Source organism: Cohnella terricola (genome assembly GCF_007786475.1).
Taxonomy (GTDB): domain Bacteria; phylum Bacillota; class Bacilli; order Paenibacillales; family Paenibacillaceae; genus Cohnella; species Cohnella terricola.
On record NZ_VNJJ01000001.1, the window covers coordinates 268,980 to 291,000 of the forward strand.

General features: G+C 46.6%; 20 protein-coding genes. 15 read left to right on the plus strand and 5 right to left on the minus strand.

The features are described from left to right. The 4 genes from FPZ45_RS01280 to FPZ45_RS01295 are packed head-to-tail and all read left to right on the plus strand — an operon-like array spanning window position 1 to window position 3,241. On the plus strand, window positions 1–969 hold the full coding sequence (locus tag FPZ45_RS01280) for an ABC transporter permease (RefSeq protein WP_144697589.1): 969 nt from the start codon (window positions 1–3) through the stop codon (window positions 967–969). 40 nt (window positions 970–1,009) lie between these two features. Continuing rightward, window positions 1,010–1,804 (plus strand): ABC transporter permease, encoded by a 795-nt coding sequence (locus FPZ45_RS01285; RefSeq protein WP_144697591.1) that lies wholly within the window; start codon window positions 1,010–1,012, stop codon window positions 1,802–1,804. Window positions 1,805–1,815: 11 nt separating this feature from the next. Next, window positions 1,816–2,634 (plus strand): ATP-binding cassette domain-containing protein, encoded by an 819-nt coding sequence (locus tag FPZ45_RS01290; RefSeq protein ID WP_144697593.1) that lies wholly within the window; start codon window positions 1,816–1,818, stop codon window positions 2,632–2,634. A 1-nt stretch (window position 2,635) separates the two neighbouring features. Continuing rightward, window positions 2,636–3,241, plus strand: a complete 606-nt coding sequence (locus tag FPZ45_RS01295) for an ABC transporter ATP-binding protein (RefSeq protein WP_144697595.1) — start codon at window positions 2,636–2,638, stop codon at window positions 3,239–3,241. A gap of 104 nt (window positions 3,242–3,345) precedes the next feature. On the opposite strand, the gene FPZ45_RS01300 is transcribed toward FPZ45_RS01295, so the two are convergent. Continuing rightward, a complete protein-coding gene (locus tag FPZ45_RS01300; RefSeq protein ID WP_144697597.1) occupies window positions 3,346–4,176 on the minus strand; it encodes a carbohydrate ABC transporter permease in 831 nt (276 codons plus the stop codon). After that, window positions 4,176–5,063: a carbohydrate ABC transporter permease gene (locus FPZ45_RS01305; RefSeq protein WP_144697599.1), complete on the minus strand. Its 888-nt coding sequence runs from the start codon at window positions 5,061–5,063 to the stop codon at window positions 4,176–4,178. Before FPZ45_RS01305 ends, FPZ45_RS01300 begins: the two co-directional genes overlap by 1 nt. Before the next feature lie 127 nt (window positions 5,064–5,190). On the opposite strand from FPZ45_RS01305, the gene FPZ45_RS01310 reads away from it, so the two are divergent. From FPZ45_RS01310 to FPZ45_RS01320, 3 genes are all read left to right on the plus strand, one after another. Then, window positions 5,191–7,014 carry a sensor histidine kinase gene (locus FPZ45_RS01310; protein WP_144697601.1) on the plus strand — a complete coding sequence of 608 codons (1,824 nt, stop codon included), beginning with the start codon at window positions 5,191–5,193 and terminating at the stop codon, window positions 7,012–7,014. After that, entirely contained in the window at window positions 7,007–8,620 is a 1,614-nt protein-coding gene (locus FPZ45_RS01315) for a response regulator (RefSeq protein ID WP_144697603.1), read from the plus strand. The genes FPZ45_RS01310 and FPZ45_RS01315 overlap by 8 nt, the downstream gene beginning before the upstream one ends. A gap of 109 nt (window positions 8,621–8,729) precedes the next feature. After that, on the plus strand, window positions 8,730–10,052 hold the full coding sequence (locus FPZ45_RS01320) for an ABC transporter substrate-binding protein (protein WP_246120271.1): 1,323 nt from the start codon (window positions 8,730–8,732) through the stop codon (window positions 10,050–10,052). Between the two features lie 239 nt (window positions 10,053–10,291). Here the strand turns inward: FPZ45_RS01320 and FPZ45_RS01325 are convergent, their stop codons facing one another. Beyond that, window positions 10,292–10,861 (minus strand): TetR/AcrR family transcriptional regulator, encoded by a 570-nt coding sequence (locus FPZ45_RS01325; protein ID WP_144698333.1) that lies wholly within the window; start codon window positions 10,859–10,861, stop codon window positions 10,292–10,294. A gap of 150 nt (window positions 10,862–11,011) precedes the next feature. On the opposite strand from FPZ45_RS01325, the gene lpdA reads away from it, so the two are divergent. The 3 genes from lpdA to FPZ45_RS01340 are packed head-to-tail and all read left to right on the plus strand — an operon-like array spanning window position 11,012 to window position 14,222. Beyond that, entirely contained in the window at window positions 11,012–12,415 is a 1,404-nt protein-coding gene (lpdA, locus tag FPZ45_RS01330) for a dihydrolipoyl dehydrogenase (protein ID WP_144697606.1), read from the plus strand. 30 nt (window positions 12,416–12,445) lie between these two features. Further along, complete coding sequence (locus FPZ45_RS01335; protein ID WP_144697608.1) at window positions 12,446–13,078, plus strand: biotin/lipoyl-containing protein; 633 nt, start codon at window positions 12,446–12,448, stop codon at window positions 13,076–13,078. Next, on the plus strand, window positions 13,062–14,222 hold the full coding sequence (locus FPZ45_RS01340; RefSeq protein ID WP_144697610.1) for an ABC transporter permease: 1,161 nt from the start codon (window positions 13,062–13,064) through the stop codon (window positions 14,220–14,222). Before FPZ45_RS01335 ends, FPZ45_RS01340 begins: the two co-directional genes overlap by 17 nt. 79 nt (window positions 14,223–14,301) lie before the next feature. Here the strand turns inward: FPZ45_RS01340 and FPZ45_RS01345 are convergent, their stop codons facing one another. Beyond that, window positions 14,302–15,555 carry a response regulator transcription factor gene (locus FPZ45_RS01345; protein ID WP_144697612.1) on the minus strand — a complete coding sequence of 418 codons (1,254 nt, stop codon included), beginning with the start codon at window positions 15,553–15,555 and terminating at the stop codon, window positions 14,302–14,304. A gap of 36 nt (window positions 15,556–15,591) precedes the next feature. Next, entirely contained in the window at window positions 15,592–17,340 is a 1,749-nt protein-coding gene (locus tag FPZ45_RS01350) for a sensor histidine kinase (RefSeq protein ID WP_144697614.1), read from the minus strand. A 342-nt stretch (window positions 17,341–17,682) separates the two neighbouring features. Here FPZ45_RS01350 and FPZ45_RS01355 point away from each other — a divergent pair, with 342 nt between their 5' ends. The 5 genes from FPZ45_RS01355 (at window position 17,683) to FPZ45_RS01375 (ending at window position 21,997) form a co-directional block, all read left to right on the plus strand. Then, the gene (locus tag FPZ45_RS01355; RefSeq protein ID WP_144697616.1) at window positions 17,683–19,020 is read left to right on the plus strand and encodes an ABC transporter substrate-binding protein; all 1,338 of its coding nucleotides are present in this window, start codon (window positions 17,683–17,685) and stop codon (window positions 19,018–19,020) included. Window positions 19,021–19,104: 84 nt separating this feature from the next. Continuing rightward, on the plus strand, window positions 19,105–19,977 hold the full coding sequence (locus FPZ45_RS01360; RefSeq protein ID WP_186438177.1) for a carbohydrate ABC transporter permease: 873 nt from the start codon (window positions 19,105–19,107) through the stop codon (window positions 19,975–19,977). Further along, window positions 19,974–20,807 (plus strand): carbohydrate ABC transporter permease, encoded by an 834-nt coding sequence (locus FPZ45_RS01365; protein WP_144697620.1) that lies wholly within the window; start codon window positions 19,974–19,976, stop codon window positions 20,805–20,807. Before FPZ45_RS01360 ends, FPZ45_RS01365 begins: the two co-directional genes overlap by 4 nt. 18 nt (window positions 20,808–20,825) lie before the next feature. Further along, complete coding sequence (locus FPZ45_RS01370; protein ID WP_144697622.1) at window positions 20,826–21,152, plus strand: L-rhamnose mutarotase; 327 nt, start codon at window positions 20,826–20,828, stop codon at window positions 21,150–21,152. Beyond that, on the plus strand, window positions 21,149–21,997 hold the full coding sequence (locus FPZ45_RS01375) for an amidohydrolase family protein (protein ID WP_186438178.1): 849 nt from the start codon (window positions 21,149–21,151) through the stop codon (window positions 21,995–21,997). Before FPZ45_RS01370 ends, FPZ45_RS01375 begins: the two co-directional genes overlap by 4 nt. The last annotated feature ends 24 nt before the right edge of the window (window positions 21,998–22,021 follow it).

The window sequence follows — 22,021 nt, forward strand, 5'->3', positions numbered from 1 at the left end:
ATGACAAAAAGTATCGTGTTTCGTTTTATTCGCGTGATTACTTTATTGATCGGGCTATCCATCCTCACCTTTTCCCTGATTCATCTGTCGCCGATGGATCCGGTTAATGCCTATATCGGAGGGGATAGCTCGGCGTCACCGGAGCAGATTGAAAAATTCAAAGCATACTGGGGAGTAAATAAAAGTCCGGTAGAGCAATATTTCACCTGGGCCGGGGCGTTATTGCAAGGCAACTTTGGCACTTCTTTGCTTTATCGCAGCCCGGTCCTGGATATTATTCAAAGCCGTTTTTTAACATCGCTCGCCCTAATGGGGGTGGCATGGGTTTTATCGGGAGTGATCGGATATTTGCTTGGTACGGTTGCAGCCATGAATCGGGGAAAGACGATCGATAAAATCATTAAATGGTACAGCTACACATTGGTATCGACACCGATATTCTGGATGGGACTTATTCTGTTAATCGTCTTTGCCGTTTGGCTAAAGTGGTTTCCCGTGGGGCTGGCTGTACCGGCCGGCGTGTTGGAAAGCGATGTGCGCTTCATAGACCGAATTCATCATTTTGTGTTGCCAGTGCTGACCTTGAGCATTTTGGGGGGTTCTAATATTGCGATGCATACTCGCGAGAAGATGATCGATATCCTGAACACGGAATTCATTGTTTTTGCCAAGGCAAGGGGAGAAAGCAGTTGGCAAATTTTCAAAAACCATGGCGTACGCAACTCGATCCACCCGGCCATTTCCCTGCAATTTGCTTATTTCGGCGAGCTGTTCGGAGGCTCCATGTTGGCGGAACAAGTTTTTGCCTATCCGGGGTTAGGCAGCACCCTGACTACGGCTGGACTTAATGGCGACTTGCCATTGATGGTAGGGATCATTTTAATCAGTTCCCTGTTTGTATTTACGGGAAATCTGATCGCCGATCTTTTGAATAAGATTGTTGACCCGCGTGTGAAAGGAGCGATGTAAGGTGCAGGGGGTCCAAGAAGGGTTAAATGTACGGAAGAAAATGATTCTATTGCTCGCTTTTTCTTCCGGATTCTTGTTGGTGATTCTGTTTCTTAGTTTTTGGCTAAGCAACGATAATCTTCGCTTGAGTAGCGCGAAGAACCTTGCGCCAAATCTGGAGCACTTATTCGGCACGGATTGGCTAGGGCGAGATATGTTTACGCGGACGATCAAAGGATTGCGTCTGTCGCTGGCATTAGGAGCCTTCACCTCCTTGCTTAGTGTAATCATTGCCACTTTAATGGGCGTATGCGCGGCGACTTTTGGCAGAACGGTTGATGCTGTCATCTCCTGGTTGATCGATTTGTTTATCGGAATGCCCCATCTCGTTTTTATGGTTCTGATCTGTTTCATTGCAGGCGGTGGCGTATATGGCATCGTACTCGGCATCTCATTGACGCATTGGACGGCGTTGGCGCGGTTGGTTCGCTCGGAGGTTCTTCAGATCAAAAACGTTGAATACATCCAAATATCCAAAAGCTATGGGAAATCTGCATGGTTTATAGCCAGAAAGCATATTCTGCCGTTTATATTTCCTCAACTTATGATCGGCTTTTTGTTGATGTTTCCTCATGTGATATTGCATGAAGCCGCGCTGACTTTTTTGGGATTTGGGCTTTCTCCGCAAACACCGGCTGTCGGTATCATTCTCTCTGAAGCGATGAGCCACATTTCGACGGGAAAATGGTGGTTGGTCGTTTTCCCAGGGGTGCTATTAGTAGGCGTGATCAAAAGTTTTGATAGTATTGGCGAAAAGTTACGTATTTTAATGGAGCCTTCCAGCGCCAATGAATAGAGGGATACGCGATGAGCAACGTTCAAACAAAACCGTTATTGCAGGTAGACCATTTATCAATCGGCTTTTCTCAGTATGTTAAGGGAACACAAAAGCGTATCATCCATCCTATAGCGGATATGCATGTGGAGATTAACGAAGGGGAAATTGTAGCGGTAGTGGGGGCCAGCGGCTCGGGTAAAAGCTTATTGGCGCATGCCGTACTTGGGATTCTGCCCAGCAACGCGATCTTTAGCGGCAAGATGCTTTACAGAGGAGAAGAACTTACGCCAGCGAGAATGGAGAAGCTTAGGGGGCGAGAGATTTCCTTCATTCCGCAATCGGTTAATTATTTGGATCCTCTCATGCGTGTAGGGCGGCAAGTTCAAATCGGACTAGACCCAAGAACGGCACGGGCACAGCAGGAAAAACTGTTTCTTCAGTATGGTCTTCAGAAAAATGATGGTCGACTGTTCCCTTTCGAACTATCAGGCGGAATGCTCCGCAGGGTATTGTTTGCGACTAGCGTTCGGGAGGGAGTCAGACTCGTCATCGCCGATGAACCGACGCCAGGAATCCATCCACAGGCGCTTTCCGAAATCTTAAGGCAACTCAAACAATTTGCGGAAGACGGTGCGGGGGTCATGCTGATCACCCACGACATCATATCGGCGCTCGAAATCGCGGATCGAGTGGCAGTCATCAAGGACGGGGCGACCGTAGAAATATCCGAAGCGTCTGCTTTCGAAGGTAACGGAGAACGACTGAAAACCGAATACACTCAAAGGCTATGGAGAGCTTTGCCGCAAAATGATTTTGATTTGGAATTTAAGAGAGAGGCGGTGAGATAAATTGCCACTGATCGGGGAGAATTTGGGTCACTATTATCAAAAGGACCGTTGGATCATAAAAGATACCAACCTATCAGTTGCACCGGGCGAGGTGCTCGGTTTATCCGGTTATAGCGGGTGTGGCAAAACGACCCTGTCTCGCATTTTAGCCGGTTATATCTCGCCTCGCATAGGTCGTGTATCGATCGGACATAAGACTTTGGAACGGCGAGCCTTTCGTCCGGTACAGTTGATTTATCAGCATCCGGAAAAGGCGATTAACCCCAAGTGGCGTATGCGGGACGTATTGATCGAATCATATACTCCGTCACAGGACATTCTTGATGCATTCGAAATACGTGAGGAATGGATGAACCGATGGCCTGTTGAGCTATCCGGAGGTGAGAAGCAACGCTTCTGTATTGTCCGTTCGCTGAATCCTGCTACCAAATATATTATTGCCGATGAGATGACGACCATGCTGGACGCGATTACGCAGGCCCGAATATGGCATGCGTTTCTTGGAATCTGCAAAAGCAGAAACATCGGGGTCATTGTCGTCAGCCATGAGTCCAGCCTTCTGAATCGGCTTTGTGACAATATATACAAGGTTGGATCGGGAGGGTAGACCTTGGATCCGTCAACGAACCCATTTTCGCTGCCCAGTGGGAACCGATGAGCGAGCAATAGAAGATTTAAGGCCTTCCGAACCCGGAAGGCCATTTTTGCATGTTATCCTTTCACTGCTCCGGCTGCGACACCTTTGACAATGTGTTTCTGAAGAAGAATGAATACAACAATTGAAGGAAATACGGCCATCACCATGGCGGTCATCGTATATTGCCAGTCCGTCGTATATTGTCCGACAAAAATGTAAGAGGCGAGCGTTAACGTCCGTGTTGATTCGGATCCGTTAACCATAATAAGCGGGAGGAGGAAATCATTCCATATCCACATTACGTCAAGGATGACGATCGTCGCCGTAACAGGTCGCAATAACGGGAAAATAATTTTGTAAAACAAGTACAGTCCTGACGCTCCGTCTATCATCGCGCTTTCGTCGATTTCCCTCGGAATGCTTTTCATAAAACCATGATAAATGAAGACAGCGAGCGGAATCCCGAATCCCCAATATTGAATCCCCAATCCCCATGTGCTTTCCGATAAGTGGAACTCTTTTGCCAGCTTTAGTACAGCTATCATAATAGATTGGAAGGGAATGAGCATCGGGACGATGCAAAAAAAGTAAATTATTCCGCTCCATCTTGTTTTTGTTCTAGATAGCTTATAAGCGGCCATCGATCCGAACAGGATAATTCCGGACACACCAAGAATGGTTATAATCGTATTATTAAGAAAAAGGCGCGGGTAATTGAGATAGTTCCACACGTACGAATAATTCGAAAACTGCAGTTTTTGGGGCAGTGCCAGTACATCGGACATCACCTCCCCAAAGGTTTTAAACGAATTCAAGAGCATGATCAGAATCGGAAACAGAAACAGAACCGCAATGAATACCATCACAACTTCAAGCGCAATTAGCTTTCGTCTCTTCATTTGCATTAAGCTTCAACCTCTTTGCTCTTGGAATATTTCAACTGGATGAACGTGATCAACAAGACCGCAATAAATAGGATGAGAGCCTTTGCGGTGCCGTAACCATACATGTTGTTCTGGAAGGTGTCGCGATAAATATCCAGCGTGATGCTGTAAGTCGATCCGCCGGGCCCGCCCGCCGTCAAAGACAAGATGATGTCGAATACTTTTAAGGAGTTCGTCAAAGCCATAAACACGGAAATGGTAACCGCAGGGGCCAGAAGGGGAAGCGTGATGTGAAAAAATTTTTGAAATGGACCCGCCCCGTCAATTGTCGACGCTTCAAGCAATTCCGATGGAATGGACTGCAATCCCGCGATATAGATCACGATGTAGAAGCCAATCGATTGCCATATGGACACGACAACAATAGAGATAAAGGCTAACCGTGGCTCCCCAAGCCAACTGAGATCGAAGACCGATAATCCTGTGATGGCGCTGAGCGAATTAAATCCCTGCGACAAAAGGAACTTCCAAATAAATCCGACGACAATAAGGCTGATAATGTAGGGAATAAAGAACACCGTACGAAGCAATGTGGATGTTCTTAGCTTTTGATCGAGAATGATGGCAAGAATAATGGCTATAACATTAACCAGCACAATGAATAGAATACTGTACTTCAATGTAAATAAAGCCGATTCGATAAATGCCGTATCGTTAGTGAAAATGTTTATGAAGTTTTCCAGGCCAATAAAGCTTGGTCTTTTTTGTATGCCGTTCCATTCTGTGAAGGAGTATCTCATGCTCATGAAAAACGGGATAAAGAATGCGAATAATACGCATAACATGGCTGGAAGGGTGAATAAAACGAAATCCTTTCTGTCAATAGTTTTCTTTCCGATCCTTTTCATTTCTTCACCTCTGATGATATGATTGCTAATACTCTCGATTATAGAGAAGGAGATTTGACGATTGAATACACTTAAGTGGTCAACTGAAGGTAATAAGGTGAACTAATCGTAGGGGCTGATTCCGTAGATGAAGAAGATCATTGGCTCAGGGCTTCGATCGATTTTTCAATTCTGCACTCGAAAAATCGTCATTAAGCTGATTTTGCTATTTACGTCGATTATTTTTCTAGTGATCGGTGTGCTAACCATTATTTCGTATAAAATGTTGGAAAAAGAATCGCGCAACTCCATTTTGGAGGCAAGCACGAATAATTTGAAATTGGTTAACAAAAGCGTTCGCAAATATTTCGACGAAATTTCGCAGTTTACGGCTCCGCAGTATCGGTATGATCCAATCATGAACGCTCTTCGAAACGAGTCGAACGACCATTCTTCCATGGCGTATCTAGAAGACTATTTAAGGGTTCTTTTCTACTCCAGAACGGATGTGGAAGCCATTTATCTTTATTTAATCAACGAGGAGAAGGTGTACTCCTTATCTCGAGACGACGTTGCGGTGAAAAGTACCTATAATGCCAGCATTCCTAGCCAATACTGGTTCGGGCAAGCGGTTAAAGACAAGAAGAATAGATATATTCAGCCGTTGCTGTTAAGTAGGGATACCGGTTATTCCCAGTTAGGAGAAGAATCGTTTTTTGTTTTTCATCGCGTACTTCGCAATTTGGTGGATCGCAATCCGAGAGCTATTTTATCGGTCGTATTAAATTCATCCTATCGGGACGAAATGATTAAGGATAGTCCCCTGACCGAAGGGGCGGAGCTCCTGCTTCTGGACGCCAATCTGGTGCCTTATTACGGCAATAGTCAGAAAGCTTTGAATCATTTGAACGATATGGCTTTCCGTGATCGTTTGAATGATTTGCAGGAGGGTCACTTTACTTGGTCTGATGGAAGCGAAAAATATATGGTCATCGTTGATGTGGAGGAGCAAGCGGGCTGGAGAATGATCAAGCTGATTCCCTTTGACGAGATTTACAAAGCCGCTCGAATGAACCGAGATTTGAGTTATTCTATTGGCGCCGTTATTTTATCGATATCTATTTTGCTGAATATGCTGACAGCCAATGCAATTACCAAGCCAATCAAGTTGCTTGCCAACAAGATGAGAAGGTTTAGCGAGGGGGCCTTCGATGTAGAGGTGAAGGTCAGAGGATCGGATGAAATTGCTTATTTATCTAACCAATTCAACCTGATGGCCATGCGTACGAGCAAACTGATCAATGAGAAATATCATATGAAGCTGGTGCAGAATAACGCGATACTGAAGGCATTGGAAGCGGAGATTAACCCTCATTTTCTGTATAATGCGCTTCAAGCGATCTCAACCAAAGCCTTGAAAAGCGGCGAAAACGAAATAAGGAAAATGGTAGATGCACTAGCTTTGACGTTGCGCTATTGTATTCGGGGCAAGGAATTCGTATTGCTGAGGGAAGAAATCCAGCACATCGAGAATTACATGCTTATCCAGAAAGCGCGCTTTGGCAAGCGGTTACATATTGCGTACGACCTGGATGAAAGCTTGTATGAAGTGAAAATATTAAGGCTCACGCTGCAGTCGCTGGTGGAAAATTCGGTAAAGCATGCGGTGGAGAAAATAACTTCGCCCGTTACCATAGTCATATCGGCACATTCGAACGACCGCCACACGATCATACGCGTTACGGACAACGGTCCCGGGATGAAGAGAGAAAGATTAATGCAAGTGAGAGGTTCCCTACGAGAAAAGTGGGAAGAGCGGCAACAGGAGAACGAGAGCATCGGTCTTAAGAATGTGAACACGCGATTGCAAATTTTGTACGGCGAAGAATACGGCATCGAAATCAATAGCGACGAATCTGGAACGGATACTTGCATGATTATTCCAAGAGCGGGCGGTGAACCGAATGTATAAATTGTTAATCGTTGACGATGAAGAACCGTTAAAAGAAGCAATCAAGCTGCTCGGGGATTGGGAGAAACACTTGATTAGCCAAATTATCGAAGCGGAGAACGGAAAGGAGGGATTAAAGGCCGTAAGGGAGCATAGGCCGGATATTGTTATTGTGGATATGCGTATGCCCGAACTTGAAGGTCCTGAATTCCTTCAGTATGCGGAGACGGAGTGTCCAGAGCTCATCTCCATCGTAGTCAGCGGATATAATGATTTTAAGTATATGCGGCAGGCGGTCAAATCCAACACCATCGACTATTTGCAAAAACCCGTTATGGAACCCGAGCTTAATCAAGCGCTTGCGACTGCGGTCGCACGACTTGATGAGAGGAGAAAGAAAAAAGTAGTATCGACCGAACAGAATATGGCGATCAATATGTCTTTGCCGATGCTTAAGCAGCATACATACTATTCCTTGATCAAAAAGAACTTTAATCCTCAGATTGTAAAGGCCAGGATGGCGTATTTTAATCCGGGTTACGAGCAGATGAACTGGCAGATGGCATTGCTGCGGATTTTAAATCTGAACACGATCGCTGCTTCAAGATTTAACCGGGAGATGGATCTGCTTCACTTCGCAGTTACGAACATCATGAATGAACCCAATGAGCGGGGAACGGTTTGTTTCAGCTTCGCTAATCCGCAAAAGCCTAATGAAATCATGATTGTATTGTCTCTTAATGGGCATTGTTCGGAAGCTCAAGTCACGTCGATCATTAAGGGACTTATCAAGAGACTGAACGAACTGATAGGAGTCGTCGCGATTGCTGCGATTGGTTCAGTTTGCACAGACGTATTTGCATTAGGGGAATCTTATCGCGTATCGGAACAGATTATGGATACGGTCAACATCTGGAATCGGAAAGAATCCGTATTTGCACGACCGAGCGAGAAAGAGAAAACAAAAATTTATACCCTAGCGGCGAAGACACAGTTGCTTCGGCATGCTTTCGAGCGTGAAAGCGCGGAATTTTGTCGTTCCGTGATCAAAGATTTCATTAAGCCCATTGACGATTACGGTTATCTGGGTTTGGGGAATGCCAACAGGATTAAAGATGAATTGGAGCTGCTCCTCCACGATATCGCGCTGGAATCAGGCGTGCCTTCTGAGTCGCTTTTACGAATAGCAGGCGAAACGGTAGAATTTAAAGACGCCATGGAGTTCGAGAGCTCGCTGCTGCAAATCGCGGACAGCATCGGTAAGTTGATCGCGATGTCTTCGCAATTGAATAAAGCTTTTGACATTAACGAGCTCAAGATCTACATCGATCGTTACTATTTTCAAGATATTAAAATCAAGACTTTTACAGACAAGTATTTTCTAAGCCGGGAATATCTCATGAAGCTTTTCAAAAAGGAGATAGGCTTTGGCATCTATGAGTATGTCCAGAAGGTTCGAATGGAGAAGGCCAAGGAGTTGTTGAGCGATCCGACGTTAAAAATTCAATCGATCGCCGAATTGTTAGGTTACAGCAACAGTCACTATTTCAGCAAGGCCTTTAAAAACTACTATCGCCTCTCTCCTTCCGAGCATCGGGCTCTTCAAGCGGAACATAGAGCGGAATGATAGTATTCACTTTATTACACGCAAGACATTACTTAATTGCATTTTGCCCGACGGCCCCTTTTTGGATAATAAGTGTGAAAGTCATTTCAAATCTTGCGGAGGGGTCAAAGTGGTATCAAATGTGAAAAGGGCGTTACTAGGTTTTGCTTGCGTTGTTCTGACGGTCGGCCTTCTGTCTGGTTGCGGTAGCAACAATTCGAATGAGAATCAGAGTTCGCCATCTGTTGCATCGTCCGAAACGCCGAATGAAGTCAATCAAACTTCGGATAAGCCTGCTACAATTCGTATGTTTATAGCTTCTCCCGAGTATACGAATGCGTTTAACGATTCAATAAAAGAATACAAGAAAGTTAAGCCCAACGTGACGATCGAATTGCAGATTACGCAAGCGGATTATCCGACCCTGCTGAAGGCAAAGATCGCAGCTGGCGACCTGCCCGACGTATTTCAGTCGACAGCCGGCGGAGAATTGAAGCAATATGCGGAGTATAGCGCGGATCTATCGAACGAACCGCTTGCAGCAGCCTTGTCGGATAATGCGAAGAAGAATATGACGCTGGACGACAAGGTGTTGGGAGTTCCATTCAAAATCAATTTGTTTTCGCTGATCTATAATAAACAGTTATTCGCGGATGCGGGCATTTCCGAGGTTCCGAAGACGATCGATCAACTAGATGACGCGATTCATAAGTTGGAAGCCAAAGGAATTACACCATTTGCTAATGGGTACAAGGAATGGTGGGTTCAAAAGCATATCTTCCAACATTTCCTCGATGCGGAAAGCGATAATCCGGAACAGCTTGTAAAAGACTTTATTGCCGGCAAAACGACTTTTGAAGAGCATCCGCTCTTAATGAAATATTTCGATTTCATCGAATTGTCGGTAGCTCATGGTTTGCCGAAGACATTGGAAAGAGATTACGGCACCCAAGTCGCTGACTTTGCTACCGGTAAAACTGCGATTATGACAGGACAAGGGGCATGGGCCGAAGAGGGCATTCTAAAAATAAATCCAAATATTCAATTGGGAATTATGGGTTACCCGATCAATGACGATCCTTCGAAATCGATGATTATTACCGGTGCTGATGTCGCCTTTAGAATTAATAAAGACTCCAGCGTACTTCAGGAAACGAAAGATTTCTTTAACTGGCTGTATACATCGGATTATGGGAAGGTTTGGTTCCCGGATGTAGCGAAAATCATTTCTCCTCTAGAGGGCGGTAAAATGCCTGGCCTACAGATGCCGGTTGCCATGGGCGAGCTTCTGCAATCAGAGAAGGCGGGAGAGTCCTCCGTTATTTTCTCGTTGGATAGCTTCCATCAAAAATTCGGCGAAATCATGCAAAAATATATCGGCAAGGATATCACAAAGGAACAAGCAATTGAAGAAATACAGAAGGCCTGGATCCAACTAGGGGAAGCGAAGTAATTAAGTTTGTTGACCGACAAGCTCAAACGATAACCAGCCATCATGAAAAGGGGCACCCTCATCGGGTGCCTTTCGATCGTTTTAGAAGACGGACACCTAAATCAATTGCTCAGGAACGCAAGATATGTCACGCCGATGAGGCTGCCAGCCGGTCGGTGTTGTCCCACGTATTCTCGTGTACCAGCAAGTCGGAGTGCAGAACCGTATCACAAGTGAGCCTGAAGGAATGGCTCTTTTTTTTATTGTTTCTTAATCAGCTCTTTCGCTTGCTGCTTGCCGGCCTCCAGGAGGCTATCGCTCAGTTTGGAATCGCTAACCGATCGCGCCAGTACAAGCGCGCCGACCATGATACTGAGTAAAGCGCTGCCAGTAGAATGATCGATCTCCGCCAGATCGGAGACAAAATCGATCATTTGTTGCAACTCGCGGGTGAAGACTTGACGCACCACCTCCGATGATCGGGAAATTTCGCCGGAGAGAGCGGGGAGTATGCAACCCATCTCTGTTTGATCTCGATGATACGGGCTTAAATAAAATTGAATGACCGCATGAATCTTCGGTTCTTCCACCGCTTGGGCCGCCGCTTTCTGCAGCAACGCGATCGTATCCCTTATGGCATAACTGCAAGTTTCCGACACCAGCTGCTCCTTATTGTCAAAGTGCGAATAGAAACCTCCATGCGTCAGACCGGCACCTTTCATAATGAAGGGAACGCTAATGTCGCGTATTCCGTTCGAACGAAACGCCTTGGCGGCACTTTCGATAATACGGCCCCGAACTTTAACTTTATGACCTTCAGGATATGGCATCATATAACCTCCATCCGTATAAACGATCTTTAAAACATTATAGTCATCATAATTAAACGCGTCAATTTCATAGGGTGGTTGACTGAATCAAAATATGATGGTTATAATATATTTCGTTCATCATATTTAGGATAAGGAGGTTCGTTGGAAATGAGCCAACTTGAAAAAGCGGATACATTAGTCATTGGTTCTGGGCCGGGAGGTTATGCAGCGGCGGTGCGATCGGCGCAGCTTGGAATGAAGACCATCATCATCGAGCGCGGCCAAATCGGCGGAGTGTGTACGAATGTGGGCTGCATTCCCTCCAAAGCGTTGATAGCGGAAGCGCATCGATACGATTCACGCAGGCTATGGAGTCGTTCAGATGCTTTGGATTCCTTCACGGACGCTCAGGCTTTCAAGCAAGCGGTCGTAACCAAGCAATCCAGTGGAGTCCGATACCTGCTGCAAACGGCTGGAGTCACGGTCCTCGAAGGGGAAGCAAGCTTGATTGACGAACATACGGCCAAGATTAAACAATCGGAATCGGAGCAACAGATATCTTTTAATAATGCGATATTGGCAACCGGTTCTCGTCCGATCGAGCTGCGGGCATTACCGTTTGGCGAACGCATATTGTCTTCTACGGAAGCTCTGGCGCTAACTCATATTCCAACTAGTCTAGTCGTGATAGGCGGCGGATATATTGGCATTGAATTGGGACAGATGTTCGCTAAATTCGGCTGCAAAGTGACCATTTTGGAGGGAGGCCGGCAAGTTCTTCCCGGCTTCGAGGCGGATCTTGTCGCCCCTGTGATCAAGCAGATGAACGCCGACGGGATCACCGTGATCACCGAAGCGACAGCTGTTAAAGCGGAGCAAGATGCAGACGGACTAAACCTCTATTATGTAAAAAATGATGATCAGTTTTCGGTTAGAGCGGAGTATGCGTTAGTGACCGTCGGAAGGAGACCGAACACTGACGGCAGCCTGGGGCTGGAACGGATCGGCTTGCCGATCACGAGCAGAGGATTAATCGATACGGATGAGCAATGCCGAACGGCTATTCCGCATATTTTCGCGATCGGAGACATCACAGACGGTCCGGCACTGGCCCATAAAGCTTCTTATGAAGCCAAGGTTGCAGCCGAAGCGATTGCGGGCCAATCTTCCGTCGTCGATTACAAAGCGATTCCGCTTGTCGTTTTTTCCGAACCGGAGCTGGCCAGCGTCGGCTTGAGCGAAACGGAGTGCAAAGCAAGAGCGATTCCGGTTGTCGTTGGGAAGTCTTCATTCGGGATTAACGGCAGAGCTTTGGCGCTGAAAGCTGCGGAAGGATTCGTAAAGGTGATAGCCGACTCGGAATCCGGGATCGTCCTAGGTGCTCAACTTGTGGGCGCAGAGGCGTCGACCCTCATATCCGAGCTTGCTTTGGCGATCGAGATGGGAGCGACTGTAGAGGATTTGACGATGACCATCCATCCTCATCCAACTTTGGGTGAAGTGATTATGGAAGCCGCAGGCAACGCCGCAACAAAATATCTAAAAAATAAAAACAATAAACAGGCTGTTTAAAAGCAGGCATGAAGAGGGAGAACGGGATCAATGAAGCTAAAATCAGTTTCGTATTTTATCATCGCCATCGTACTTGTCGCAGGAGGTTCGCTTCTCGCCACGAAAGGAAAGGATGCAGTGAGTAAGGCAGAGAATCGGAAACAGGCCGTACTTGAGGTGGAGCAAAAAACCGTAATCTATGATAAAAATCCAGGGACAATTGTTAATATCCTTGCGACTGTCGGCGATTCCGTCAAACAGGGAGACCCCTTGTTTAAAGTTCGATTCGCCGAAGGCGGCGAGGCGGAGGTGTCCGCACCGGCTGACGGATCGGTTAGCCAGATTGCAGTGAAGGCGGGAGATCGAGTAGCGCAAGGGCTGCCGGTTGCCATTGTGCAAAAAAACGCCTACTATGCGGACTTTTATGTGCAAGAAGGCCAAATTCAAAAGCTGAAGGCCGGTCAAAGTGTGAGCATTCATTTTCCCTATACGGAGCACTCTGCCGAAGTTGACGGCGTTGTGACTACGGTTGCGACCGCTCCCCAGTTTGCCAACTTGCGAATGACACGCGAAAGAGGACAAGCGGATATAAGCATGTATGCCGTCAGAATAGCTATAGATGCAAACGCCGCTCTCCTTCCGGGCATGACTGCAGAGGTGGACCTTGATGAAATCGTTGATTGAAGAGTGGAAGTACGTCACGAGCAGCAAATATATCGTGGCGATCTTTGTTGCTCCGCTCATTGCTGCTATATTCTTTGGGCTCATGTTCTCTAAAAACCAGATTACCCAATCGCCTGTGGTGGTCATTGACGAGGACCATAGTGCGTATTCTCGACAGTTGACGGCTAAGCTCAATGCCTCTCAATATATGAAGGTGACGAACGTATTCCCGAACCGTATGGACCCGGAAACCTTGCTGGCGAATGAGCGAGCCGTTGCGGTGATTGTTCTTCCCGCCCAACTAGAGTTGCGCAAGCTGCAGGGGCTGTCCTCCAATATCGGAATATTAATGGACAATTCGATGCCTTCGGGGCTTACCGGCGTTCGCACAGCTATTCAGGAGGTCATTACGACGGAAAATATGACGATCTCCATGACTCGCCTCGCACAGCAAGGTGTCGATGCCGATACGTCGAAAGGGTTGATCGCTCCATTGTCGCTACAGCAGCGAATGTTGTTTAATCCGACAACAACCTTAATCGGCACAATGGTCATTGGATTTGTAAATATTGTCGCATTAATGATGACATCCGGCGCTGCGGGGGCGGTTGCTCCCCGCCTTCGCAAAGAGGGGAGGCTGTTTGCGAACGGGACTTCGCCTTTGCAGCTATGGGTCCGCAGCGTTCCTTATGCGGTTCTAACGACCATCTCATTGCTGCTAAGCTATGGACTATTAAAGCAAGTAGGTGGCCTGCGCTTTGAGGCGGCGCCTTATCTTTTCGTCATCCCATTGCTGCTTTATTCTTTTGCCTTATCCTTGGTGGGAATGTTGCTCGGCTATTCGGCCAAAGATCCGTCCAAGGTCGGTTCGCGAATGAGCGTCGTCATATATCCTTCGTTCCTGGTTACAGGAATTCAGCTCTCCCCGCTTGCGCTGCCGCTGTTTTTCCAGGTTACCGCCTGGCCGTTGCCGATGAACTGGCTTAATCGTATCGTGCGCGGAATGGCGTATCGGGGGGGCGAGCTATCCGCCTACGGTTTGGAGATGGGTGCCTTGCTAATCCTTATTGGCGTTGCGTCGTTGTTCATCGGATTGCTTATTCTAGGGGAGGCACGCAAATCCAATACCAGTAGGGTTGAACAATTAGCCTTGGTAAATGAGTAAGAGCCACATTGATAATGAATATAGAGTCATACTAACAGAGAAGAGAGCCACTTCAATTCGGGGTGGCTTGTTTTTGTTATTACATTAATTTATTTTCCGTATTAGCAACTTGAGCGCGATAATCGGTTGGGGAAAGCCCGTACTTCATCTTGAATTTTCGGAAAAAATAGTTGGAGTCTAGAAAGCCGACTTGATTGGCGATGACCGAAGCCTTTAATGTCGTATCGAGAAGCAATCTTTTGGCATGATCCAATCTGACCCGATTCAGATAATCGTTGAAATATTCGTCCGTTTCTTCCTTGAACAGACGTCCCAAATAGACATTATTGACGTCAAATCGATCGGACAACAATTGAAGCGATAACTCGTTCCCGTAATTTTCTTGCACGTAACGCTCGACCTGCCGGATGATCGGGTTTCGGGAGACGATTGCGATAGAGGCGTTAACGGCGTCCGTCTGATGATTGGTCCATGCGGTTAGCGCATTATTGTAAGATTCGTGTATCCGTGACGGCATATCGACGACATCACCCCAATTGTTAATCCAGGATGTCTTCAGAATAGCGGCATAACGGGGAGCCAGGTCATTCATCCAAGCCAGGTTCTGTGCCCGAAATACTTCCGGATCGTTGTCGTTGCCCACAAATAACACGATAATTAACCGGGTTTCATTGATGAAGCAAATGCCTCTCCCCGTCTCCGCCACAGCTTCTTCCATACTGTTCCATATCGCGAATGAACGGAATTGTTCTTCTGCCGGCGATAGCCTGTCCTCGTGCATGGAACGCCACGAAATAAGACAGATTTGATATTTCTCGTACTGTAGCAGCGACAAATTCAAAAACTTCAGCTTTTCTCGCAGTTGATCGTGCTGTATCCGATCTTGAGCCCAGCGCAACAAAATGTTATTTTTCAACAAAAGAAATGACTCGCGTTGCATTTGGTTTTGAATCCAACGATCCTGTAGACGTTCTGTGCAGTTGGCCAGAATAGCGGTTAGTTCCGTGGCATCCACGGGCTTCAGCAAATAATCCTCGACCTGGAACTTCATTGCCTGTCTGATATATTCATATTCGTCATAACCGCTAAGCACGATGATCAACGTCTCCAGCCCGCGGCTTCGGATTTGCTCAATGAGTTCCAATCCGCTGCCTTTGGGCATTCGAATATCCGTTAATACGATGGAAGGAGCATGCCGCTCTATCTTTTCCATCGCCTCGTAGCCTCCCTCGGCTTCAAGCAACTCGCTGATCTCTATCGAAGTCCAGTCGACAAGCTTTTTCAACCCTTCCCGAATATAGCGGTCATCGTCAACGATAAGAATGCTGGTCATGGGTTCCCTCCGGAATTAGATGCGATCGATAAGATTTTACGATTTGTACGGCAATATCATCAGCAGGCGAAAAGGCACGGAAGATGTGTCGGAAGCAACAAGGCGCAAACCGTGACCTTCACCAAAATAAAGCTTAATTCGTTCGTGAATATTTTTGAGTCCGAGATGACGATCGGGAAAGGCGTATGGACCGTTCAACATCGCCGCGATATTTTCGTAATCATTGGATGTGAGGTTATCACCGTTATTGGTTATTTCCATGATCAGTTTGTCCGAGTTCGATCGGATATGGATGGATATGATCGGATGTTCAATCTGTTCCAGCTTGCCATGTTGGATAGCGTTTTCGACAATTGGCTGCAAAGTAAATTTGAGCATATTGCACTTATACAGGTTTAAGTCCGTAGCAACATGGATCTCAACCCGGTTCGACTTTCCAAGCATCAGCAAGTTCAAATAACTTTTGGTGTGTTCAAGTTCTTCGTGCACGGTAATGAGATCATCGGAAGGTTGCAGCATCCAGTGATACAATTTGCCAAGTTGAAATAACTGCTCGGCTAAAGCGGACTGATCGTTGATAATCGCCTGCATCCTTAGGGATTCAAGTGTATTGTAGAGAAAATGCGGCTGGATCTGCATCTTCAAAGCGATGAATTCGGCATTTTTCTTGTGGATCTCCGATACGTACACCTGATTGATGTGGTTCTGTAATTCAGTCGTCATGCGATTGTATCGAAGCATCAGATCGCTGATTTCGTCATCGCCCTGGACGGGGATATGAATCGTAAAAGGATTTCTTTGAACTTGCTTGAAGTGCTGGCTCATCAGCTTAAGCCTGCCTACGATTAGGCGTTGAATCGTATGGATCATGAGAAAGCATACGATCAGGCTGACCCCAAGGATAATGGAAATTCTGGTGTTAATGGAATTAAGCTTACTCTGTAGCGCGGCCTTCTGGCTTATGCCGACGATTGTCAAATTGTAAGAAGACAAAGTTTGCTCAGATCGTAGGTCATCGGTTTTGCCCAAGACCTGTTTATCGGATGCGCTGCTTATCAGAACGTTATCGTTTTGCTTGATCAGCAATTTGTAATCGGTATTATTCTGATCGAATTCGCGTAACAGCGTATCGGCTTTAACGGTCATCAAGTGATAACCATATACTTTGTCGGGATGGATGCTCTGCGTGTTGTAAATAGGGTTAACCAAATATAGCATCGTGTCGCCATTCAAGAGCAATTCATCGGACTTGCCAAAGAAGGGATGGCTGTAGCTTTTTGAGAAAGTACCAAAAAATCCGGCGTAATCGAACGAACGATTCAGTGTGTAGCTATGTAATGGAGATTCGAAAAACAAACGTTGATCCTGCAATCTATACATCATGACGGATGTGGCGAGAGGATTCCTGGTCAGCATCAGCGTCATAACGCTCTTCAGGTAGTTCTGTTCGGCAAGCGCACGCCGATCATCGGTAAGTAACGCGACATGGTTGGGAAGAAACAACTCGTAAATACTCGTTTGCAGCTCGCTTGATGAATCTTGATGGATACTTCTTGCATCGTATTTGAACTTGTCGATCATATCCATGAATTGCAGACCGAGTTTTTCCGTTCGTGAATTCAATAGTTCTTGCTCTTTATTTTCCAGAATGGCGTAAAAGCTATTGTAGGTTACAGCCCATAAAAGTACGAAAATAGCGATTAGGGATATCCCGATTCCCATATTTAATTTTCGAAAGATGAACCGGCCTATCCATTTCTTATACCAGAAGGAGATATATGACATTAGTTTCTCTCCTTATTTCATATATATGAATCTTTTATATAACCTCTCGATCGGGGAACTTTACAAGTCATTCTAGGGAGTTCGTTTGTACAGTGTCAATAGTTTTCATCTCGGTGCAGAGCATGTGTATACTTTGTCCAGTAAAAGTATAGTTTTTGCTATAGTCGGCCTCTTGGAACCGCTTTTATTATTTGACGATAGGAGACGGAAGAGGGGGACGACAACCCTATGAACAAAGGTGAGGAAGTTTAATTTTTATAGCAAAAGTATATATTATACTGTAAAAATCGAAGATTGTAAAAGCTATAATTACTATTGAAATCAGAAGATGAGGTGATCTACATGAAGAAATGGTTGGGTATTTTAGTTACAACAATGCTTGTTTCTGTGTTATCCGCATGTGGAAGCAATTCGGGTTCGGAAGCGACCAAATCACCGGAAAAAGGATCGGAAGCGACGAGTTCGCCGACAAGCGGATCGGAGGGAGCACAGGCTACGGGGGAACCAGTCGAGATCGTATTTCAGTCATGGGTTACTCCGAATTTGACCGCGGAATACTATGATGGTCTGATTGAGAGGTTTAAAGCCGAAAACCCCGGAATCAAGGTTAAACGGATTCAACCTCCGGCCAACGAAGGGTCTCCGGACAATTATTTAAAGACATTGCTTGCTTCCGGTGATTTCCCTGACGTGGTGACGAATGCTACGATCCAGATGTTCGTGGACGCCGATGCGCTGCTAGAAATTCCGATCGATGACGAAATTCAGAAGATCAACAACTATGAAGCGGAAATGATAGACGGCAAGCTTTATAACATTTCGGCCATTCGTCAACCTCAATCGCTCGTGTTCTATAACAAAAAGCTGTTCGAGCAAGCGGGGATTACGGAAACGCCGAAAACGTGGGCGGAGATGGAAGCGACGGCCGAGAAGCTGGCTGCAAAAGGAATTACACCTCTTCTGACGGCGGGAGACTGGACTGCAGGGTTTACGTTCTCGATTCTGACTTCTTCGGAAATCTACAATCACAATAGAACGTGGTATGCGGACCGTTATGACGAGAAGGTTAAGTTTACAGATGCGAACTGGATAGAAGCTGCTGAATACTACAACAACCTCGTCCGCAAAGGCTATTTCAACAAAGGCGCGCTGAGTATCGATTATACAGCCGTAGAGCAGGAGTTCTTGAAGGGCAAGGGAGCCATGTATCCGATGGGATCCTGGTTCAGTGCCGCGGAAGCGGGAGCGGAGAAGGATTTCGAGGTGGGCGTGTTCGCAACGCCTACGAAGGATGGCACGCAATACTTGCTGGGCGGCGAAAATGCCGGTGGTTACGCGGTTTCCAAAAACAGCAAACATCCGGAAGAAGCGTTGAAATTCGCCAAATTCATGATGCTCGATCCCGAGGCGCATAAAGGATATCTGAAAGCGGACGCGTTATTTTCTAATCTGAAAGAACCGCTGAAGTGGGATATGTCGCCTCTGCAAACGGAGATTTACAACCTGCTGTTGAACAACCCGCCGATGGTCGGCCATCTGAACAACAAGGTTGGCCGGGTTCCGGTCGCAGGCATTCAAGATCAATACAACAAGGTCGCACAGAATATACTGCTGGGAGACTCAGATTTGTCGAAACTGATGGCTTCGCTTGACGATTACTGGAACAAAAACAAGCAATAAAGACAGAAAGGGGCGAGGGAGAAGTCTCGTCCCTTTCTTATGTCGTCGTTCGAAAAGAAACAATGAAATATGGCGGTGATAGATTTGAACAAAAGCGATCGTTGGTCATTCGCGACAATGTTTGCCCCTGGCATTTTGATATATGTATGTTTTCTTCTCGTTCCAATTCTATTGTTGATCTATTATTCCTTCCTCAACTGGAACGGCGTAAGTCCGTCGTACCATTTTGCTGGTTTGGCTAATTATATGGAAGCTTTTCGCGATGAAGCGTTCCGCAGAGCGCTTGGCGTTACTCTATTTATTACCGTCGTAGCGACCGTTGTCGTAAATGGGCTAGGCATCCTGTTTGCCGTTTTGCTGAACAAGAAGGGCAAGATGACGAATTTTTATCGTTCGGTATTTTTCTTTCCGTTATTGCTAAGTACCGTGTCTATCGGATTTATCTGGAAGAGCATCTTAAGTTACAACGGACTGCTGAACAACTTGCTGGAGAGTTGGGGATTGGAGCGGATCGAGTTTTTCGGGAACCCGGATCTCGCGGTGTTAACCATTACGTTTTTGGCGATTTGGCAGTCGACAGGTTTCATTATCGTGATTTATTTGGCGGGTCTGCAATCGATTCCGGGGAGCCTTTATGAGGCGGTGAAGATCGACGGGGCCAATCGTTGGCAGCAATTCAGACATATTACGTTTCCGATGCTTGCTCCTTCCTTTACGATGAGCGTAATTTTCATGTTTACAGGATCCATGCGCGAATATGATCGGGTTGCCGTATTGACCTATGGCGGACCGGCCGGCGCCACCGAAACGATCGCTTATCAGGTGGTCAAAGTTGGATTCAGCGCCAATCGGTTGAGTTATTCCGCTAGTCTCGCCGTTTACATGCTTGTCATTGTAAGCATTCTGGCTGTGACGTTGACGGTTTATTTGCGAAGAAGGGAGGAGAGGCTGCTGTGAAAAATACAGTGAGGAATGGATTCAGGCATCTATTCTTGTTGCCATTGTCCATCATGCTTCTTGTACCTTTCTACATTGCTCTGGTCAACGCTTTTAAGACCAAGAACGATATTCTGGCTAGCCCGTTCTCGCTGCCGATTGATCGTATGACCTTTGACAATTTCATTCGTTCTGCCGTAACGCCTTCTTTTAATATCTTTAAAGCTTACGGAACTTCTATCCTGATTACAGGTGTTTCGGTTGCGCTGCTCATTCTCATCACTTCGATGATGTCGTTTGTTTTTGCGAGGCTCCATAACCGATTCCTGTCCGTTTGTTACCTGCTGCTGCTCTCCGGGTTGATGATCCCGCCGCAGGTAATCTTGATTCCGCTAGTTAAAGTACTAGCTGCACTTGGGCTTATGTTTACGCCGCAGGGATTGATTCTGTACAATATCGGCTTCTATATTCCGTTTACCGTATTTATTTATGTTGGGTTTATCCGGACGTTGTCGCGCGAGTTGGACGAATCCGCCAAAATCGACGGCGCCAGCCAATACCGTATTTTCTGGAGCATTCTGTTCCCTTTGCTGCGCCCCGCGACTGCGTCTGCCGTTATTTTCCTGTGTCTCTGGATCTGGAACGATTTTATCAATCCGGTCATCATTCTCGGCTCTACCGGCAATTATACGGTAACGACGGGGATCTTCCAGGCGGTCGGGCAATATAGTACCAATTGGGACGATGTATTCGCATTAGTCGTTCTGGCTTCAGCTCCGATTTTTCTGCTGTATCTGTTTATGCAACGTCACTTCATAGCAGGGCTAACGGAAGGATCGGTCAAAGGCTGAATGGAGGAGGAGCAATAGATGGCTGCGGAAACAAGGACATTCGTTTATATAGCCAAGCTGCTTCCTGGCAAAGAGGCATTGTACCGTGAACTGCACGACCGAATACCGGCACAGATCGAGCTTCATCTGCTGGAGGATGGCATCGTTTCGCTTCAAATCCATCGCGTTGGACAGGAGCTCTGCATGGTCATTCATAGAAACCCAGGGAAAAGCGTTGTTGATCGGAACTATGACGAAGAACTGGAACGCTGGTGGCAGAATGAGACCGGCCAATGTTTTGCGGCTGCTTGGCAACCGGCAGAGCTTGTTTATGCACTATCCGATCAAGGGAGAATCGAAACATGAGGGTGGATGCGCATCAGCATTATTGGCAACCGGAGCGGGGCGATTACGGTTTTCTGACTCCGGAATCAAGAACGCTTTACCGCGATTATTTGCCTAACGATCTGAAGTCGAGTTTGGCGGCCTGCGGTTACGATCGAACAATCGTCGTACAGTCCGCTCCAACCGTCGCGGAGACGCTCTATTTGCTGGATCTTGCGGAGAAAGATCAGACGATTGCGGGCGTTGTGGGCTGGGTGGACTTTGAGGCTGAGCCCACGGAGTTTGATCATCAACTTAACTGCTTGTTGAATCAATCCCGAATCGTAGGCGTCCGGCCAATGCTGCAAGATCTGCCTCCCGATTATATGCTGCAACCGCGGATATTGCGCAACCTTATCGTATTTGCGAAGATTGGACTCGTGTTTGAATGGCTGGTATACTCCCGCCACCTTCCTTTTGTTTATCAAGTCATGGAAGCCTGTCCGGGATTAAAGTGCGTCATCAATCACTTGGCGAAGCCTGATCTTCGGGATGAAGCAGGAGTATTGGAATGGCGGGAATGGATGAGCCGGTTGGCCAAGCTGCCCGCAGTGGCGTGCAAAGTATCGGGGCTCTTCACCGAGTCAGGTCCGGAGAAGCCAAGCGAGGAAGCGCTTAAGCCGTATACGACCTTCGTTTTCGAACAATTCGGCGAAGACAGAGTCATGTTCGGCAGCGATTGGCCTGTCAGCTTGTTAGCTGGCGAATATGAAGAGGTTGTGTCTTGGACGGATTCGCTTGTGCCTAAGCATTGGAATGAAGCGCAAAGAGATAAGTTGTACGGCGGCAACGCTATCCGATGGTACGGATTACAAGACAAGCTGTAATTACGGATAAAGGTGGAAATATGA

Coding starts and splice junctions, on each gene's coding strand:
- FPZ45_RS01340 (WP_144697610.1), top strand. CDS start 13,062: ATGAAATCGTTGATTGAAGAGTGGAAGTACGTCACGAGCAGCAAATAT.
- FPZ45_RS01355 (WP_144697616.1), top strand. CDS start 17,683: ATGAAGAAATGGTTGGGTATTTTAGTTACAACAATGCTTGTTTCTGTG.
- FPZ45_RS01315 (WP_144697603.1), top strand. CDS start 7,007: ATGTATAAATTGTTAATCGTTGACGATGAAGAACCGTTAAAAGAAGCA.
- FPZ45_RS01310 (WP_144697601.1), top strand. CDS start 5,191: ATGAAGAAGATCATTGGCTCAGGGCTTCGATCGATTTTTCAATTCTGC.
- FPZ45_RS01370 (WP_144697622.1), top strand. CDS start 20,826: ATGGCTGCGGAAACAAGGACATTCGTTTATATAGCCAAGCTGCTTCCT.
- lpdA (WP_144697606.1), top strand. CDS start 11,012: ATGAGCCAACTTGAAAAAGCGGATACATTAGTCATTGGTTCTGGGCCG.
- FPZ45_RS01285 (WP_144697591.1), top strand. CDS start 1,010: ATGATTCTATTGCTCGCTTTTTCTTCCGGATTCTTGTTGGTGATTCTG.
- FPZ45_RS01375 (WP_186438178.1), top strand. CDS start 21,149: ATGAGGGTGGATGCGCATCAGCATTATTGGCAACCGGAGCGGGGCGAT.
- FPZ45_RS01290 (WP_144697593.1), top strand. CDS start 1,816: ATGAGCAACGTTCAAACAAAACCGTTATTGCAGGTAGACCATTTATCA.
- FPZ45_RS01350 (WP_144697614.1), bottom strand. CDS start 17,340: ATGTCATATATCTCCTTCTGGTATAAGAAATGGATAGGCCGGTTCATC.
- FPZ45_RS01305 (WP_144697599.1), bottom strand. CDS start 5,063: ATGAAAAGGATCGGAAAGAAAACTATTGACAGAAAGGATTTCGTTTTA.
- FPZ45_RS01325 (WP_144698333.1), bottom strand. CDS start 10,861: ATGCCATATCCTGAAGGTCATAAAGTTAAAGTTCGGGGCCGTATTATC.
- FPZ45_RS01335 (WP_144697608.1), top strand. CDS start 12,446: ATGAAGCTAAAATCAGTTTCGTATTTTATCATCGCCATCGTACTTGTC.
- FPZ45_RS01345 (WP_144697612.1), bottom strand. CDS start 15,555: ATGACCAGCATTCTTATCGTTGACGATGACCGCTATATTCGGGAAGGG.
- FPZ45_RS01300 (WP_144697597.1), bottom strand. CDS start 4,176: ATGCAAATGAAGAGACGAAAGCTAATTGCGCTTGAAGTTGTGATGGTA.
- FPZ45_RS01280 (WP_144697589.1), top strand. CDS start 1: ATGACAAAAAGTATCGTGTTTCGTTTTATTCGCGTGATTACTTTATTG.